This window comes from Mariniluteicoccus flavus (assembly GCF_054776655.1).
This window is the reverse complement of sequence record NZ_BAAHBN010000005.1, coordinates 116,954-133,489: the sequence shown is the minus strand read 5'-3', so window position 1 is coordinate 133,489 and position 16,536 is coordinate 116,954. Positions and strand designations below refer to the sequence as shown.

Here is a 16,536-nt window from a genome sequence, read left to right as displayed (position 1 = left end):
TATTGCGAATCGCGATGGGGGGGAGACGTGTACGCCGATCAGACCAACCCAGCGGCCAGCAGCCACCGGTCGACATCGGCGCCGGGGCCGGGGCCGGGTTCGCGTACCTCTTCGCCGCGGATCGCGAGGCATGACCGGACCAGAGCGCCCGTGTCGAGGCCGCCATAGAAGGCCTCGGTCTGGCCCGGGCCGCTGACGGCGTACGTGACGAACGGCACGAGGTCCTTGCCGGCTGCTTCGATGGCCTCGACGAACGTGGCCATGATCATCGGCGGCTGCACGTTCCAGATCGGGCTCCCGAGCAGGACTGTTTCGTACCCCCTCATGTCAGGAGCGGCCTTCGCCATCGTCGGCCGGGCGTCGCTCTCCTGCTCCTCGAGGTTGCGGCGCACCGTCGGGTCGTACCGTTCCGGATATGGTTCCGCCGCCTCGATGCGGTACACGTCGCAGGCGATCCGTTCCCCGATCAGTTCCGCGAGCACCTGCGTGTTGCCGACCTCCAGCGTACGCCGGCCCCCGTTCCAATAGTTCTCGCCCGGACGCGAGAAAAAGGCGAGCAGGACGCGGTTGGCGCCGCCGCGATTCGGGGTCGCGGCGGGTCCGCCGGTCAGCGATGGTGACGTGCAGGCGGCGAGGCCCGCCGCGGCGACGGCGCCCACCCCACCCAGCAGCGTGCGTCGCGTGACGGCGCGGGGTGGGACGCTCATCTCCGGGCCGTTCTCAGCCCACTCGGCGGCCGCTGAGCTGGCTCGATCTGATGGACGCCGAAGCCTAGGATCGGCATCTCGACGCCGTTGTACAGCGGGACGGTCTGCATGTATCCATCACACACCCTTCCGCCCTCGTGCGGGGATCCGGAGCCGATCGCCCGCTGGCTCGAACGCGACATCGGACAGCGCGCTCCTTCACCCTCCCGAAGGGATTCCGGCTGGGGCGCTGACAACGAGTGCATCCTATGGCCTTCGCCGCGAGTTCAAGCAAGTCGGTGAAACGATCGGCTCAGCCTGGCAGTCACATCGAGCCCTCGGTCCCGCGCGACCCCCATTCGAAGGCGATAGTCGCCTCCCGTCCGTGCGTGAGCGATCGCCGACACCTCATCCGCGGTCAACTCTCGAGCCCACGCGATCTCCCCGTTCTCCCTGCTCATGTTGATGACGACGGCGAGATCAAACTCGAGATCGCTGAACGCCCAGAATCGCAGGTCGCCCTGCGGCAACGACCTGGTTTTGACCTGGATGCCCCGCCCATCGGCCAGCAACACGTCGACGGACTTTGTGCCCGGCGCGGCCAGCTCTCCCCCGTACGCATCCGCAACAACGCGTTCCATCAACTCGCCTTCAAGAGATCCCGCCGTACGGACGTAGCCACGCCGCGCCAGTTCGGCGTCGATCGTCCGGCGCACGCTGACGAGGTCGGCGAGCGACCAAGTCCGAACGTCTGGCGCAGTGAACCCGCAGGATTCGGGAGGGGGTTGGTTCCGCATGGCCAGACCCTAGCGACCGGGCCGCAGTCAACGCCTCACTGCGTGCAAGGATGCACCCGAACTGATCGGAGGTCAGCATGACGCGCATGTGGGGGATTCACAACGACGCCCTTGGGGCGGAACTTGTCGAGAAGGGCTTCGTGTCTATCGGGTGGGAGATCGGAGATCTCCGTGAGATCGGCCCGGAGCGTGCCGCCATCCGTACGGCACTGGAGCGCACCTATCCAGCCAGTAAACCTGGCGCTTTCCCTGTGTGGGCTGGGATCCTGTACCGCTTCGCCTTCGAGATGACGCCTGGCGACCTGGTCGTCGCCCCATACAAGGCGGACAGCACTCTGAACTTCGGCGTCGTCGATGGACCCTATGAGTTTCATCCCGAGGTCCCTCGCCACCAGCATCGGCGACGCGTCCGCTGGCTCAGGACGGGTGTCGCTCGTGGGCTGTTCCCTCAGGCGGCTCTGTATGAGATCGGTTCGGCGCTGACTCTGTTCCAAGTCAGCAAGCATGCTGCGGTGTTCGAGAAGTTCATGTCGGAGGAATCCGAGGAGTCCTTCGAGGACGCGCCCCAGGCGTCCATCGCGGTGTCCGCGGACGATCTGGATACTGCGGACGCGGCTGAAGAGCCCAACGCCGATCGGATCGCCCAGCACACGCAGGACTTCATCGTGAAGGTCCTTCGTCATGAACTCACCCACGAACAGTTCGAGCAGTTCACCGCCGATCTCCTTCGGACAATGGGGTACCAAGCCCGAGTCACTCCATACACAGCCGACGGAGGCGTGGACGTACTCGCACACAAGGACCCGTTGGGCCTCGAGCCGCCGCTGATCAAAGTTCAGTGCAAACACACCACGTCGGTACGCGGGCGCCCCGATGTTCAACAACTCATCGGCACGCTCTCCACCAGCGAAGTCGGACTCTTCGTCACTTTGGGCACCTACAGCAAGGAAGCCGTCGACCTGGAGCGCGAGCGCCAAAACCTACGACTGTTCGGAGGGGCCGACATCACCCAGTTGGTGCTGCAGCATTACACGGCGCTGCCTGCGAAGTGGCGACAGCTCATTCCGCTGCGGTCGGTCCTAGTGGTGGATCGAGCTCCCGAATTGCAGTGAGACCTCTCGCCTCGCACGCTGCGACTGTCGCCTCGGTCTGCATCGACGACCAGCTGTTGTGCCCACCTGTTGACGCTGATCTCACCCTCCGCAGGGACGATCAGCACGCCCAGTTCTCCGCGCGCCATCACTGCGCGAGACAATGCTCAGTCCTCCCCGAATACCTCCGCCATCCGCGCCGCCGACTTGTGCCCCGATCCGGTGAGCACGACGATCGTGGTGCCCGACCCGTCCAGCGCCCCCGACTCCCGCAGTCGCCGATAGCCCGCGTACGCGTTCGCGCTCGTCGGTTCCGCATACAGCCCGCGGGACGCGAGCGTACGCGTGGCCGCGGCGATCTCGTCCTCCGCGCACGCCACCGCCAGTCCGTCGCAGCGCCGCAGCGCCGCGAGGACCTCGCGGTCGCGGACGGGGCGCCCGATGGCGGTCCCCTCGGCCATGGTCGGCTTCCATCCGCCCTCCGAGCCAGTTGAGGAGTTCACATCATCAGCACCAACTTCGAACGCCCGCACCAGCGGACAGCAGTTCTCGGGCTGCACCATCACCAGCCGCGGGATCTGCGGGATCGCGCCGGATCGCTGCAACTCGTGCCAGGCAAGGTCGTGCGCGATGACCTGGCTGCCGGACCCGGCGACGAGCACGACGGTGTCCGGCGCGGTGAAGTCGAGGTCCTCCCAGATCTCATAGGCCTGCGTCTTCACGCCCTGCAGGAACATGGGATGCCAGTTGTGGGAGGCGTACGCGCGGCTCTCCGCCTGGCGCAGCGCCTCGGCGGAGCAGTCGTCCCGCGTACCCGGCACGATCTGGATCTCCGCACCGTGGGCGCGGGTCTGCCCGATCTTGGCGGGCGAGGTCCCCTGGGGAACGAGGACGCGGGCATCGATGCCGGCCGCGGCCGCATAGGCGGCGAACGACGAACCGCCGTTGCCAGAGGAGTCCTCGAGGGCTTCGGCCTGGCCTGCGGAGGCGAGCGCGGTGATCATGGTCGAGACGCCGCGGTCCTTGAACGAGCCGGTCGGATTGCAGTAGTCGAGCTTGAACAGCAACTCGTCGCCGTCGACGCGGGTGGGGACTAGCGGGGTGAGTCCTTCCCCGAGGGAGACCTCGCGGTTGAACGCGTCCGGGAGGGCGGCGCGGTAGCGCCAGACCGAACGCGTCCGCAGGTCAACCTCGTCGCGGGTGATGCCGGGGAGGTCGTCGAACATCAGGGGCGAACCGTCGTCACCGCGCCAGCGGGTGTGGTCGAGGGGGTACGCGTGGCCGCTGCGATCGATGAGGTGGGGCATGGGTTCATCCTGTCAGTGGGCGTTAAGCATGAAGGCGCACATACGTCCAGGCTTTAGGCCCCGCGCAGGAGCCGGGCGAAGCTGGTTCGCCCGGCTGCTGCGATTCAGGCTGCTACTTCCACCCAGCCGCGTCGCCGTGACTCATGGAAGCGATCCCTCGGTTCGTACTCCAGGCGGGAACCGCCTCGCTCGGCGCGCCGACGCCCACGAGCGTGAACTGGCCGAAACGCTCCGGCGGACGCCCGGTATCGGCGACGGCATCATCGGACGAGACAAGGGCGCCGCACTCAAGAACCTCCCCTTGGGCATGTTCTGGAATGGTCTGCTCCAGTCCGGCATCATCGCTGAACTCCTGGGGGTAGGGAGCGGGCATGGTGCACATCCTTCCAAGCCGCCCAGTGGGCAAGCCAGATCAGATGTCACCTATTCGCCCGGCAGTCCCAATGGATCCGCCAAGCCGACATCGACGACGGCAACCGCCCCGGCAAGAGCCGGGAGGATTCCACCGAGCTGCGCGATGCCCGCAAGCGGATCCGGTTGCTCGAGCAGGAGAACGAGGTCCTGCGCCGTGCTGCCGCCTACCTGTCCCAGGCGAACCTGCCGGGAAAAAGCTCTACCCGCTCGTGAGCGAGCTCGCCGCTGACGGCATCCCCGTCGCGGTGTCCCTGCGGGTCTTGAAGCTCTCCCGTCAGCCCTACTATCGCTGGCGGCGCCAGCAGGTCACCACAGCCGAGCTGACCGAGGCCTATCGAGCCAACGCTCTGCTGGACGCCCACCTCGACGACCCCGAGTACGGCTACCGGTTCCTCGTCAGCGAAGCCGCCGAGGCCGGTGAGGTGATGTGTGAGCGGACGGCGTGGAGGATCTGCCGGGACAACCAGTGGTGGTCGGTGTTCGGTAAGAAGCGCGGCAAGAACGGAAAGCGCCCCGGTCCGCCGGTCCATGACGACCTCGTGAAGCGGGACTTCTCCGCCGATGACGTCAACGAACTGTGGCTGACCGACATCACCGAGCACTGGACCGACGAGGGCAAGCTCTATCTCTGCGCCATCAAAGATGTGTTCTCCGGCCGGATCGTGGGCTACTCGATCAGCGACCGGATGAAGGCTCGCCTCGCGGTGAAGGCCCTGGACAACGCGATATCCAGGCGCCGTGACGCAGCCGGCTGCATCGTGCATTCGGATAGAGGATCGCAGTTCAGGTCACGGAAATTCGTGCACGCCCTGAACCGTCACCACCTCATCGGATCCATGGGCCAAGTCGGTGCTGCCGGTGATAACGCCGCGATGGAATCGTTCTTCTCGCTGCTCCAGAAGAACGTCCTGGACCGCAAACGGTGGCGAACCCGAGAGGAGCTGCGGATCGCGATCATCACCTGGATCGAACGGACCTACCACCGCCGCCGGCGTCAAGCCCGTCTGGGCCGATTGACCCCCATCGAATACGAGACCATCATGAACCCGGCCGTGAGCCTCGCGGCCTGACACCCCAACTGTCACCTGTTCGTGCGGCAGTCCCGAGTCGCGCGGGGCCGCGCTCGCTCGAGGGCGTCGTTGACGGCCGATGGGTCGCCGAGAACCGCTTCCGCGGCCAGCGCAGCGTGTGCTGCGCTGCGCTTCGCAATTTGTGTGCCACTTGGTCGCCCTTGGCGAAGGGATGAAGGTAGGCCGACGCCGCGGCGTCACCGGCCGCTGAGGCAGTGTGGGCGTTCACCGGGTTGCCGGCGTCTTTCGCCGCTCGATGAGCATCGAGGGCCGCCACTCGTTGCAGCTTGGACCGCGGTTCACCGAGAGTGAAGCGCTGGGCCGCCTCAAGTGCCGCGGAAATCCGGGGATCTGCGGGCTGCTCGATCTGCTCAACGCTTCCTCAGCGGAGGCAAGGGCAAAGCGGGTCACCTCTCTGATTCGTTCGTACTCAGCTCGAAGTGGAGGTCCGGATCAACATCCATGGCACCAACCTGCCCCATCCCCGGCGAGGCGCTTCACACACAGGCGCGTACAGGCCGCTTCGAGGGCGGCTAAGCTCGCCCGCTCGTGCCGCTGACAGCTCGATCAAGGTCTCCGGTCAGTACAACTAGCCACCATCCGGTCGGCTGCTGTGAGCTTGACCAACCAACATTGGTCACTTCCGTCGGTATCCGTCGCCGACTGATCGGTCACGGAACAAGCCCTTTCTCGGCGTTGACCTCCACAGTTTCGGCATCGCCGGGGAATGAGTAGTCGACGGAGACGAGGTACTTCCTATATCCCAGCATCTCAAGCAGCCCTGACAGCGATTGGTGATTCTGGTCCTTCAGCAACGCAGTGGTGAAGTCAGCGCTACTCTGCGCCATGTCGATCACCGTCGAGAGGAACGCCTCAACGACACCAGGATCGGAGTTGAAATCCTGGTCGGAGTTGGCCTTAGCCTTAGCAACCAGATTTGCGTTCTCCTTCGTCTTGCGCAGCGTCAGTTCCAGTTGCTGCACCGCATCATCGGGCGTGAGACCGCTGTCCGCGAACAGGCTGTTTATGGCGTCGATGATCTCATCCCACCCAGCCTGGTCACGCTCGCGAGCCTGAGCAGTGCCCATCTCGGCCAGCGGAGTCAACGGAGTCACCTGACCCTTAGCCAGGTCGAGAGCCTGACTGCCCGTGTCGGTGAGCTTGAAGCGCGATAAGGCGAGGTCGGTCACGCGTACCTTCACCCCAGACTGCTCGTCGCGCAGACGCTTCGCCAGAAGGCGGTAGTAGATGGCCCGCTGCTCCATCTCCACCCCGTAAGGGACGATCTGGGACAGGAAGTCGTACGCCTTGACGTAGTTCGACAAGTCGGAGCGGAAACCTTCCAGCAGCTGGACTTCCTCATCGCCCTTATCCCCTCGTGCGCTGTCGAGGGCGGCCGTAAACCGCTTGGCCCCCGGATCGATGGCAGCAGCGAGCAGGTTGTGCAGGCCCTTGGTCACGGCGTCGCTGGCCTCTGCCATCTCCTCCTCGGTGTAGACACGATTCAACCCCACGGCATCTAACTTGGCTGCGATCCGGTTGACCAGATCAGGGTCGGTGGACTCCGTCAGCTCCGCGCCCTCGTAGTACGGGCGGAATGCGTCCAAGATGTCCTCACCGGCGTTCACGAAGTCCAGCACGTACACCTGGTCCTTGCCCGCCCAAGTCCGGTTGAGTCGGGAGAGGGTCTGCACGGCCATCACTCCGTCGAGTCGCTTGTCGACGTACATGGCACATAGCAGCGGCTGGTCGAAGCCGACCTGGAATTTGTTGGCCACGATCATCACTTGGTAGTTCGGCCCGTGGAAGGCGTCCGCGAGCGACTTGCCCTTGGTGCCGGTGTTGACATTCGCCTCGGTGTACTCACCGATACCCAGCAGATCGTCCGGTGCGATGTCGTGGTCATCATTGCTGACCGTGACCTTGCCCGAGAATGCGACCAGAGCATGCACATCGGTGTATCCGCGCTTGTTGATGTAGCGCTCGACGGCGTTGTAGTAGCGCAGGGCCGCCTTGCGCGAGGAGGTAACGATCATCGCCTTGGCGGCACCGCCAAGCATGTGGGACACGTTGTCGCGGAAGTGCTCCACAATCAGCGCAACCTTTTGGCTGATGTTGTGCTCGTGAAGCTGAACCCATTTCACCGCCGCCTTGCGGGCAGCCTCCTTATCGACCGACTTGATGTCGTCGTCTTTGGTCTTTAGTGCGAGTTCGTACGCGACCTTGTACTCGGTGAAGTTCTGAAGCACGTCAAGGATGAACCCCTCCTCGATTGCCTGCCGCATCGTGTAGCGATGGAACGGCTCGGGCTTGGGATTCCCTTCGTCGTCCAGCACCTCGGGATTGGGAGTGCCGAACAGCTCGAGCGTCTTCGACTTCGGCGTCGCCGTAAACGCCAGATACGTGACGTTCGGGGTTTCAGCACGCTGGCCCAGTTCTGCCGCGAGGACGGACTCGGTGTCGACCTCGCCTCCATCGGCCAGCGCCTCCTGCTCGTCTGGGCTCAGGACGGCCTTCAACTTCGACGCCGCCATCCCAGTCTGGGACGAGTGGGCCTCGTCCGCGATGACTGCGTACCGTCCTCCCTTGGCGTCGGACTGCTGGCGCAGATACTGGAGGGCAAACGGAGCGGTCTGGATTGTCACCACAATGATGGGGGTACGCATGGCCAGAGCGTCTGCCAGATCCTTGGACTTGGACGAGCCCGCGCCGTCGATGGAGACGACCTGAGCACCGCGCGGGTCCAACTGCCGCATAGCATCGGTCATCTGCTTGTCGAGGACGTTGCGGTCGGTCACGACGATCACAGAGTCGAAGACCTTCTTGTTGTCAGCGTCATGCAGGGCCGCGAGCCGGAACGAGGTCCACACAATGGTGTCGGTCTTACCTGAGCCTGCGGAGTGCTCGATCAGGTAACGATCCCCGACGCCGTGGTCCTTGACGTGGCCGACAATCTTCTCGACGGCGGAGAGTTGGTGGAAGCGGGGAAACCGCAGCGACGTCGAGGTCTCCTGCTGACCGGTGATCGGGCTCGGCTTCTCCTCGCGCCGTGTGACTAGGTACTTCGTCAATATCGTCAGGAACATGTCCTTGTCGAGAATGTCGCCCCAGAAGTATTCAGTGCGCGCACCCTTCGGGTTCAAGGAGTTGCCCTTGCCACTGCCATCGCCCTTGTTGAACGGTAGGAAGGTCGTCTTCTGGCCATCCAACTTCGTGGTCATCGAGACCTCGTTGTCGGTAACGACGAAGTGGACCAGTGTCCGCTTTCCCCACGCCAGCAGCAATTCCTTGCCATCCGTTCCGGGATTGCGATCGTTCTTGTACTGCACCTGTCCCCGGGTGACCGACTGGGTGAACTCGGTCTTCAACTCGATCGTCGCCACGGGAAGGCCGTTGAGGAACAGCACTAGGTCGATGGACTTCTTCGCATCCGTGACCGAGTAGTGCACCTGCCGCACGACGCGTAGACGGTTTTGTTGGTAGTCCGCCACCGTCTTCGGGTTCATCGTCTCCGTCGGCTTGGGCTGCGCCATCAAGAAGCGTGACCCGATCCGACGGAACCCCTTGCGGAGAATGTTGAGCGTGCCGCCACCATTGTCCACCGGCTGATTCAGAGCAATGGCGAGGGCGTCCAGGATGCCGTCGCGGGCCTTCACCTGCTGCGTGGAGTCCATGTCCGGCTTGATGAACTTCGCGAGTTCGTCAGCCTGCGTGGCCTCCAGCCAGGCGACTACGTCCTCGGGGAACAGGGCACGCTTCTTGTCGTAGCGGGCGTTACTGGCCTCCTCGGAGAGCCAGCCCTTGGACTGTAGGCGGGCGACGGCCTCGTTCTCCATTGCCAGTTCCTTGTGCGCCTCGGTCACGATGCCTCCCTCTGGGTAGTCGGGTCGATCCGCTCGACGCCGGTCTTGGGGTCGATCTTGCCCGTGACGGCAGCGTTGATAACGGCCGCGCGCCGCTCGCGCAGTAACTTTACGACTGCCCTGGCAGCAGCGATCGTCCGTCCCGTCTGCTGCATTGCCACGTCAATCCGCGAGACTGCGAAGCGTTGTTCTGCCGGTGGAGGTGTCGCCACTGGAAAGGCAGCGAGTTTCTCTGCCGTCATGTGGGGCATGGAGACGGCGGGGCACATGGCATGCATGAGTCCGGCAGCGCGAGCAGCGATGAGGGAGTACGAGAGAAACCTTCCTAAGTTTCCAGTGTGCATCCGGACTCTGTTTATCGAGTTCTGGAAGCCGGTGCTAGGAAGGCTCCGGGGTAGGTATGCGGCGCGCCCAAACCCACCTTGGCCTCCTTCTACCACCAATACGTCTCCCTCGCGAAGATCCAGCCGATTCACCTCTGCGGGCGTGAACCACATGCTCTTCAGATCGGTCAGGTCTAGAGCCCCGAGAGGCTGGATATTGGCCGCACGCAGGTACTTCTGCTCCGTGTCAGCGGTCGAAGAGGGCTTCGACGCAAGCATCTTGCCCAGCGTCACGTTGCCCACGTGCTTCACGCGGCCCTCCGGCCAGCCATTTCGCTCTGCCTCGGTGAGATGCCTGATCACCGCGATCTGGCGAGACTCCAAATCCTCAATCAGCCGCATCTGCGCTTCGATCATGGCGTCGATCTGTGCCGTCTCACGGTCGAGGAAGTCAGCGATGGTCTGCTGCACGCTCACCGGAGGGCAGGGCATCCGTAAGTGCGCAACCTGCCAAGCGTTGAGGTTGTTCTGAGTGTTGCTTCGGAAGTCGAACGCCAGGTGGGGCCGAATGGCCATCAGCGCGTACTGGAGATAGCGGGAGACTGAGCGTTCCGTGTAGGGGGTGAGCCCCAAGATTGCTTGGTTCCACGTTGCTGGGATGGCCAGTCGTGCCACTTCGCCCACGCTCGCATACATGGCGAAGAGGAGCGTGCCTGGTCGACCCGGGCTGAGGCCCTTCTCCTCTTGACCCTCACGAGTCACACCTTTCACCGTCTCACAAACAGCGTCCCGGCCGCTCATGTCCGCAATAGCAACCCACGGTAGGCCGTCCTCCGGCTCGCACCAGAAAGCTTCATTTGACGAGTCGGGGGTAGCGCCAGGCCTCAATCGAGCCATGGCCTTCAGCGGTGCGGATTCCCAACCAATGGGAAGCGGGCCGTGCCAGATCGCGCCTGGCGTCACGCCCGAACCTCCGCGAACAGAGCCTGAACTCGCGCTATAGCAGCCTGCACGTCGGCGTCGATTTCCGCCAGTGGTCGAGGCGGGACGTACTTGTAGAACGTCCGGGTGAACGGAATCTCGTAGCCAATCTTGGTCTTCAACCCGTCAACCCAGGCTTGGGGAGCCCAAGGGAGTACCTCGCGTTCCACATAGGCGGTTACATCCTCGGAGAGCGGGACGTTTTCCGTGTCGCGCAGGGACGAGTCCGCCTCGAACTTGCCGCGCGGGGTCTTGACGATCTCGCCTTCGGGAGACGACGCCGCAAACGCGGCGACCACGGCCTTGTAGACGGCGGGCTTCAACGTCACCTCGTGGGCACCGAGCGCCGGGCCCAGCACGTTGATGAACTCCGTCTGGCTCGTCCACACCTGGCCTCGCTCCAGCGTCTCCAGCGCCGTCCGGAGGTGGTGCCGTTGCTCCTTGTCCAGGGCCTCGACTGGCTTGGCTTCCATGGCCTGCTCAATCGTGTCTGCGTCCACGGAGTAGACCAGTCGTAGTGGCTGCTCGATAGTGATGGTGCGATAGCCGAATGCCTCGGTGCCGAAAACCTTGGAGACCTCTGGGTCGGCGTCACTGAACTCGCCGTAGAGTCTCACGATGGCAGCGATGTTGGAGGCGGAAAGCAAGCGTCGCTTAGCGCCGATGGACTTACGCATCTTCACCCACTGGGCGGTGGCGTCGATCAGTTGGACCTTGCCCCGGCGTTCCTCGGGCTTGCAGTTGTCGATCACCCAGATGTAGGTGGCGATGCCCGTGTTGTAGAACATGTCGGTCGGAAGGCCGACGATGGCGTCCACCAGGTCGTTCTCCAGCAGCCACCGCCGGATCTCCGAGGGCCCCGAGCCTGCGGCCCCGGTGAACAGAGCCGAGCCATTGAGGACGATGGCACCGCGTGCTCCACCTTGCGACGCGGGACGCATCTTTGACACCAAGTGCTGGAGGAAGAGCATCGCGCCATCGCCAACGCTGGGCAATCCAGCTGCGAATCGGCCCTCGTCGCCGTCGTCCACCCGCTCCTTCTTCACGGCCTTCTCCTGCACCTTCCACTCCTGCCCGAACGGTGGGTTGGACAGGCAGTAGGTGAAGGTGCGGTGCTTGTGCCCGTCTGTGAGCAGGGTGTCACCGAAGAAGATGTTCTGGGCATCCTGCCGCTTGATGATGAGGTCGGCCTTCGCCATCGCGTACGAGAGGGCATTGAACTCTTGACCGAACAGGTTAAGTGTCGCGCCGCTCCCGTGGCTCTGGAGCCACTCGTGGGCCTCCGACAGCATGCCGCCAGTGCCACACGTCGGGTCATAGACCTGACGGATCGCGTGCGGGTCGGAGAGATCCTCCTCGTCGGGGGCGAACACCAGATTGACCATGAGTCGGACGACCTCGCGAGGGGTGAAGTAGTCACCCGCCACGTCCTTGGACGCCTCCATGAAGCGTCGAATCAATTCCTCGAAAACATCGCCCATCTCGGCGTTGCTCACCCGGTCGGGATGCACGTCAAGTGCTGCGAACCTCTTCACGACCTCAGGCAGGCGGTCGCGGTCGTCCAGATCATGGATGATCTTGGGCATCTCGAAACGCTGGAAGACCTCGAAGACGTCCGGGTCGAAGCCCTCGATCATGGCCTGGAGGTTGGCCGCGAGGTTGGCAGCGTCGCCGAGGTTCCTCAGACTGAAGGGGGAGGTGTTGTAGAACGTCTGCCCCGAAGCTCGGCGCAGCATCTCGTGCCGGAGCAGCGGCGCGCTCCCCTCACCGTACTCGGCTGCTGCGTCGAGCACGGCTTGCTTAGTGGGGGCCAGCACGGAGTCGAGCCGAGCGAGCACAGTGAAGGGCAGGATCACGGCGCCGTACTCCTTTGGCCGGTACGGGCCACGAAGGAGGTCCGCGATGGACCAGATGAAGTTCGGGTCAGGCTTGGTCACGCTTCAACTTCCTCGCAGTGGATGTTCCGGCTCCTATCAGACGTCAAGTTGGTCGCGGCGACCTGCCATCGAGGGGCGCGAAGTCGGTCACCAGTGGCCCGCCCCTCCGAGTCCAGTCCTCAATGAAGATGTCGATGCTGTCTCCAAGGTTGTGGGTTATCCTCCGAGCCTTGAGCCCGTGAAGAAGTCATTCGGGTAATAGCGCTCCGAACTCTTCTCGGAACCGCGCAGCATCGTATTCGGCCTCACTCGCTGGACCATACTGGTAACTCACCATCCGCACGCTTCTCCCTTCCGTCCGGTTGTAAAAGTAGCTGGTGTATCGCGCATCCAGCGGCGCACCACGAAGCTGGATGAAGTTCGCGAGACGCAGCGGTGATCTAGAGCCATCTCTCACCAGATACAGTTCACCATCCTGCATCGCCTCAGCGACTCGGAACTCCTTCGTTAAGAACGGTGACTGCTCCCCCATCGCGAGCTCCACGACCTGCACGTAGTCGGACTTGCCTCGCTTACAGCTTCCTGCGCGCACAAGAGGCAGCTGCGACCAGGCGTTGCCCACGATTCGTCGCAGGTCTTGGAAATCTGCGATGAGTTCCGCAACCCGCTCTTCGCGCAGTTGGTCAGACACATGCCCGCTGTGCCCCCGCCACCGATTCCGTTTGTCCCCCACAGCCTTGAACTTTGCGGTCGCTTCAGTCGAAAGTAGGCGCCCGATGGTCGCCGTTGGGAGGTCGCTGAAGGTTGAGCGTACTCGAGCGATCTCGTCGGCATCATTACCCTTGAGCGCACGCCTGAGTGCCTTGGATGTCTGCTCGATGATGCCGTTCCAAGTACCAAAAGATGCCCGGTTAATCCCGATCCCGTGCTCCTCCAGCGTCCTTCTAATGGAGCGCTCCACCTCGGCGCTACTACCAGGGTCGCTACGGCACGCCGACAGCAGGGCAGTTGCGTGGAATACGACCGCAGCTTCCCACGCGTGGAAGTAGGCTTCGAGTTTGTCTCCCGAGGTCCGGGCCGTCTCAGCTGTCCACAGAGCTGATGCCACGGGAAACGGAAGCTCCGCCAACCAGCCGGTGATCGAATCGTCGAAGACCTTGGAGAACCTATCTACTGTGGCTTCTGCCTCTTCAGGCGCGGACCAGATGCCTTCCCTCTGGCTGTCCAGTTCCTCTTGGAACGATGCGAGCCGAGCATCTGCAGCACCAAGGCGCCCCTGCACTGAAATCGGCGGAAGCGGGATGATAACTTCATCCGCCCACCGCAGCAGCGCTTTAGGTTCCGATCGCAGAGCCTTGAAATGAGAACCTGAACTGCTGGAGTCGATGGCTCGGACTCGGCTCATCTTCCCTTGCTCTGAGTTCAGCCACGCGGCAAGGAAGCTGGGATCCACTCGGCCTTGGTCGACCTCAACAACCAACACCCGACCATTGGATGACGGGTCGGGCACTCCGGTCGAGACCCGGCCAGACTTTGCGGTTGGGACGAACAATGCTTCATCTTGAGCGTCACCTATGGCTACGTTCTCGATGGTTTTCGGAGTGGACTCTAGCAAGCCAGACAGTCGAAGCGCCGGCCAGTTCTTGGCAGCGAGATCCTGCAGGATTTCGCTCGCGTCGTCCCTAAGGACCGGTCTGGGATCGAGGTCGTACACCTCGCTGACCTGACCTACGATCGACACCCCAGCCTCTGGCCCGTACCGAGTGTGCACGAAGTCGTCGTCAATCGCCGTGTCGCGGTACGTTGCGACGAGCCACTCAAGTTGCTGACCTTGAGGATCACGCCTTGTGGCTCTGGCCTCTCGCCGGATGAACGCCCGGATCGGAACTGCGCGGTTCCGTGGCCCCGGCCTCCTGGTTCTCAAACCCGATTCGAGTTCACGGATGGCAGAGTCCAGCACCCGCCTGCGCCGCTCCACTGTCGTGAACTGGGTCTGGAGGTCCGCGATCATCGCATTGCCGCCACTTACGTCATGCGGTTGATTTGTGAAGGTCAGCAGATACAAAGGCAGAGATGTATTCGGTGCCAGACCTTCTGGTAGACGAACGACGGACTCGAAAAGTCCTGCATCGATTACCCTCCGCCTCAGTTCTGCATCCGCGCTGTTGCCGCTGCTCAGCGAACCCGGAGGGACGAGTGCGGCCACGCGTCCGCCGCCGTCCTCCGGCTGACGCAACTTCTCAAGTGCGAGCGATATGAAGAGCCACGTGCTGTCGGTACCCTTCGGCAAGCCGAACCGGAACTCTCCAGCCCGTCGTCGGGACTCGACAGCTGTGGAAGAGTGCTTCCAGTCCATCCCCCACGGCGCGTCGACGATTACCAAGTCTGCGCGAAGGCTCTGAAACCCGTCTCGCGATAGGGTGTCTCCCACTGCGAAGTCTGCACCAGAGATGCCTTCGAAGCGCGACCTGCTTGCGGCGATGGCGTCCGGGGCGATGTCTTGCCCGCGAAACTGAACCTTCACGTCGCAAGAGAGAAGTGCTTCCGAGAGCACATGCCCGGCAAAGCCCTCGCCGACGCTCGGGTCCCAGATAGACACTGAGGATTTCGACGGATCCAGCCTCGCGAGGCATCCAGCCGCGAGCACTCTCGCGAGGGACAGGCTTGTACTGCGTTCGGTAATAGACGGGTCGCGCATATCAGGGCTGTTGGAAAGGGGATCGCATTCGACCCGCCCCATCAGGGACTCGAAAGCCGGGTGAACCGCCTTCATACCCACACCTCTGTTCCTGCGGTAGACGTCTGTGGCATCCGGTTCAAACCTAATACCGATCGCCGCTTCGTTGCGCGCTTCGTTGCGCGCTTCGTTGCGACCCTCGAGGAGAGCGATAGCCGCACGAGACAGCCAGATTACGTGTCCAACTCTGCCGTGGGGCTTCGACTCGCTTGCGTCCGCTGGTTCACTACGACCCATGCCTTGCGCACAGACTCTGCATCATCCGGCGGAACGGGCGCCATAGGCTGGGTCGAAGCCCGTCATGGTTGGTCACTCCTTGACGGCCTTGGTGACCTCGATGCGGAAGCCCACAGCAGCCAGGCGCCCGTTCAGGTGATTCCGTGTGATGCCGACGATCCTCGTGATGGTCCTCGATGCCGAGGAGAGCGAACAACACCAATCGGCCCATACGACAGCCGGATTGAAGCCCCGCGTAGGCTGCGTACCTCCCATCTGGAGGAGTTCGACGTGTCCATCCCCATCGCCGTCACCGGCTCCACCGGCGTACTCGGCGGCCTCGTCGCCCGCGATCTGGCGGAGCGCGGCGTACCGCAGCGCCTTCTGGTGCGTACTCTCGCGAAGGCGCCGCAGCTGCCCCACTGCACCGTGCATCCGTTCAGCTATTCCGACGTCGCCGCGTCCAAGCTCGCTCTCGACGGCATCGATGTGCTGTTCATGGTGTCGGCGTCCGAGAGCGCGGAGCGGCTCGATCAGCACCGGTCCTTCGTCGATGCGGCGGCGGCTGCGGGGGTGAAGCACGTGGTGTACACGTCGTTCGCGGCCGCGGCACCCGATGCAGTGTTCACGCTGGCGCGGGACCACTTCGTGACGGAGGAATACATCAAGGCGTCGGGCATGGCCTGGACGTTCCTGCGGGATCAGTTCTACATCGACTTCATGGAGGCGCTCGTCGGGGACGACGACGTGATCCGGGGTCCGGGCGGGGACGGGCGCGCGGCGATCGTGGCACGGGCGGACGTGGCGCGGACCGCGACGGCGGTGCTGGTGGACCCGGCGCCGCACGAGGGGCGCACCTATGACCTGACGGGACCGGAGGCGCTGACGCTGGAGGAGGTTGCGGCGACGATCAGCCGTGTCCGCGGGCGGGAGGTGACGTTCCACGACGAGACGCTCGAGGAGGCGTACCGGTCGCGTGCGGGATTCGGCGCGCCGGACTGGCAGGTGGACGCGTGGGTGAGCACCTATACGGCGATCGCGAGCAACGTGATGGCGCAGGTGAGTGGGGATGTCGAGGCGATCACGGGGAAAGCGCCGATGAGCCTGGATGAGTATTTGCGGGGGGAGTGAGGGCTCCTCGTCTCGGCCGCGGGCGGCCTCGCTCGGAGAACGT

Annotated in this window: 11 protein-coding genes and 1 pseudogene; 3 read left to right on the top strand and 9 right to left on the bottom strand. The window is 63.6% G+C overall.

What is annotated here, in order from left to right; genetic code table 11:
- Positions 1-38: 38 nt before the first annotated feature.
- Both ACYVAG_RS10250 and ACYVAG_RS10245 read right to left on the bottom strand, forming a co-directional pair.
- Positions 39-707, bottom strand: a complete 669-nt coding sequence (locus ACYVAG_RS10250) for a flavodoxin (protein ID WP_460769392.1) — start codon at positions 705-707, stop codon at positions 39-41.
- A gap of 266 nt (positions 708-973) precedes the next feature.
- On the bottom strand, positions 974-1,483 hold the full coding sequence (locus ACYVAG_RS10245; RefSeq protein ID WP_460769390.1) for a DUF6998 domain-containing protein: 510 nt from the start codon (positions 1,481-1,483) through the stop codon (positions 974-976).
- 77 nt (positions 1,484-1,560) lie between these two features.
- On the opposite strand from ACYVAG_RS10245, the gene ACYVAG_RS10240 reads away from it, so the two are divergent.
- Complete coding sequence (locus ACYVAG_RS10240) at positions 1,561-2,595, top strand: restriction endonuclease (RefSeq protein ID WP_460769389.1); 1,035 nt, start codon at positions 1,561-1,563, stop codon at positions 2,593-2,595.
- Between the two features lie 146 nt (positions 2,596-2,741).
- Here ACYVAG_RS10240 and ACYVAG_RS10235 read toward each other — a convergent pair whose 3' ends face one another.
- Both ACYVAG_RS10235 and ACYVAG_RS10230 read right to left on the bottom strand, forming a co-directional pair.
- Positions 2,742-3,881: a threonine synthase gene (locus ACYVAG_RS10235; protein ID WP_460769387.1), complete on the bottom strand. Its 1,140-nt coding sequence runs from the start codon at positions 3,879-3,881 to the stop codon at positions 2,742-2,744.
- A 112-nt stretch (positions 3,882-3,993) separates the two neighbouring features.
- Positions 3,994-4,254: a hypothetical protein gene (locus tag ACYVAG_RS10230; protein ID WP_460769385.1), complete on the bottom strand. Its 261-nt coding sequence runs from the start codon at positions 4,252-4,254 to the stop codon at positions 3,994-3,996.
- A gap of 68 nt (positions 4,255-4,322) precedes the next feature.
- Between ACYVAG_RS10230 and ACYVAG_RS10225 the strand changes: the two are divergent.
- Positions 4,323-5,365 (top strand): annotated as a pseudogene (locus ACYVAG_RS10225) (IS3 family transposase); the annotation flags it as partial.
- Here ACYVAG_RS10225 and ACYVAG_RS10220 read toward each other — a convergent pair.
- From ACYVAG_RS10220 to ACYVAG_RS10200, 5 genes are all read right to left on the bottom strand, one after another.
- Positions 5,334-5,732, bottom strand: coding sequence for a putative immunity protein (locus ACYVAG_RS10220; protein ID WP_460769614.1), 399 nt, complete (start codon positions 5,730-5,732; stop codon positions 5,334-5,336). The pseudogene ACYVAG_RS10225 and the gene ACYVAG_RS10220 overlap by 32 nt on opposite strands.
- 304 nt (positions 5,733-6,036) lie before the next feature.
- The gene (locus tag ACYVAG_RS10215; protein ID WP_460769384.1) at positions 6,037-9,228 is read right to left on the bottom strand and encodes a type I restriction endonuclease subunit R; all 3,192 of its coding nucleotides are present in this window, start codon (positions 9,226-9,228) and stop codon (positions 6,037-6,039) included.
- Positions 9,225-10,514 carry a restriction endonuclease subunit S gene (locus ACYVAG_RS10210; RefSeq protein ID WP_460769382.1) on the bottom strand — a complete coding sequence of 430 codons (1,290 nt, stop codon included), beginning with the start codon at positions 10,512-10,514 and terminating at the stop codon, positions 9,225-9,227. The genes ACYVAG_RS10215 and ACYVAG_RS10210 overlap by 4 nt, the downstream gene beginning before the upstream one ends.
- Entirely contained in the window at positions 10,511-12,469 is a 1,959-nt protein-coding gene (locus ACYVAG_RS10205) for a type I restriction-modification system subunit M (protein ID WP_460769380.1), read from the bottom strand. The genes ACYVAG_RS10210 and ACYVAG_RS10205 overlap by 4 nt, the downstream gene beginning before the upstream one ends.
- Positions 12,470-12,656: 187 nt before the next feature.
- Positions 12,657-15,383 (bottom strand): N-6 DNA methylase, encoded by a 2,727-nt coding sequence (locus ACYVAG_RS10200; RefSeq protein ID WP_460769378.1) that lies wholly within the window; start codon positions 15,381-15,383, stop codon positions 12,657-12,659.
- 270 nt (positions 15,384-15,653) lie between these two features.
- On the opposite strand from ACYVAG_RS10200, the gene ACYVAG_RS10195 reads away from it, so the two are divergent.
- A complete protein-coding gene (locus tag ACYVAG_RS10195; RefSeq protein ID WP_460769376.1) occupies positions 15,654-16,493 on the top strand; it encodes an SDR family oxidoreductase in 840 nt (279 codons plus the stop codon).
- The last annotated feature ends 43 nt before the right edge of the window (positions 16,494-16,536 follow it).

Excerpts from the sequence above, each read along its gene's own strand:
- ACYVAG_RS10250 (WP_460769392.1), bottom strand. The coding sequence starts at position 707 with ATGAGCGTCCCACCCCGCGCCGTCACGCGACGCACGCTGCTGGGTGGG.
- ACYVAG_RS10245 (WP_460769390.1), bottom strand. The coding sequence starts at position 1,483 with ATGCGGAACCAACCCCCTCCCGAATCCTGCGGGTTCACTGCGCCAGAC.
- ACYVAG_RS10240 (WP_460769389.1), top strand. The coding sequence starts at position 1,561 with ATGACGCGCATGTGGGGGATTCACAACGACGCCCTTGGGGCGGAACTT.
- ACYVAG_RS10235 (WP_460769387.1), bottom strand. The coding sequence starts at position 3,881 with ATGCCCCACCTCATCGATCGCAGCGGCCACGCGTACCCCCTCGACCAC.
- ACYVAG_RS10230 (WP_460769385.1), bottom strand. The coding sequence starts at position 4,254 with ATGCCCGCTCCCTACCCCCAGGAGTTCAGCGATGATGCCGGACTGGAG.
- ACYVAG_RS10200 (WP_460769378.1), bottom strand. The coding sequence starts at position 15,383 with ATGGGTCGTAGTGAACCAGCGGACGCAAGCGAGTCGAAGCCCCACGGC.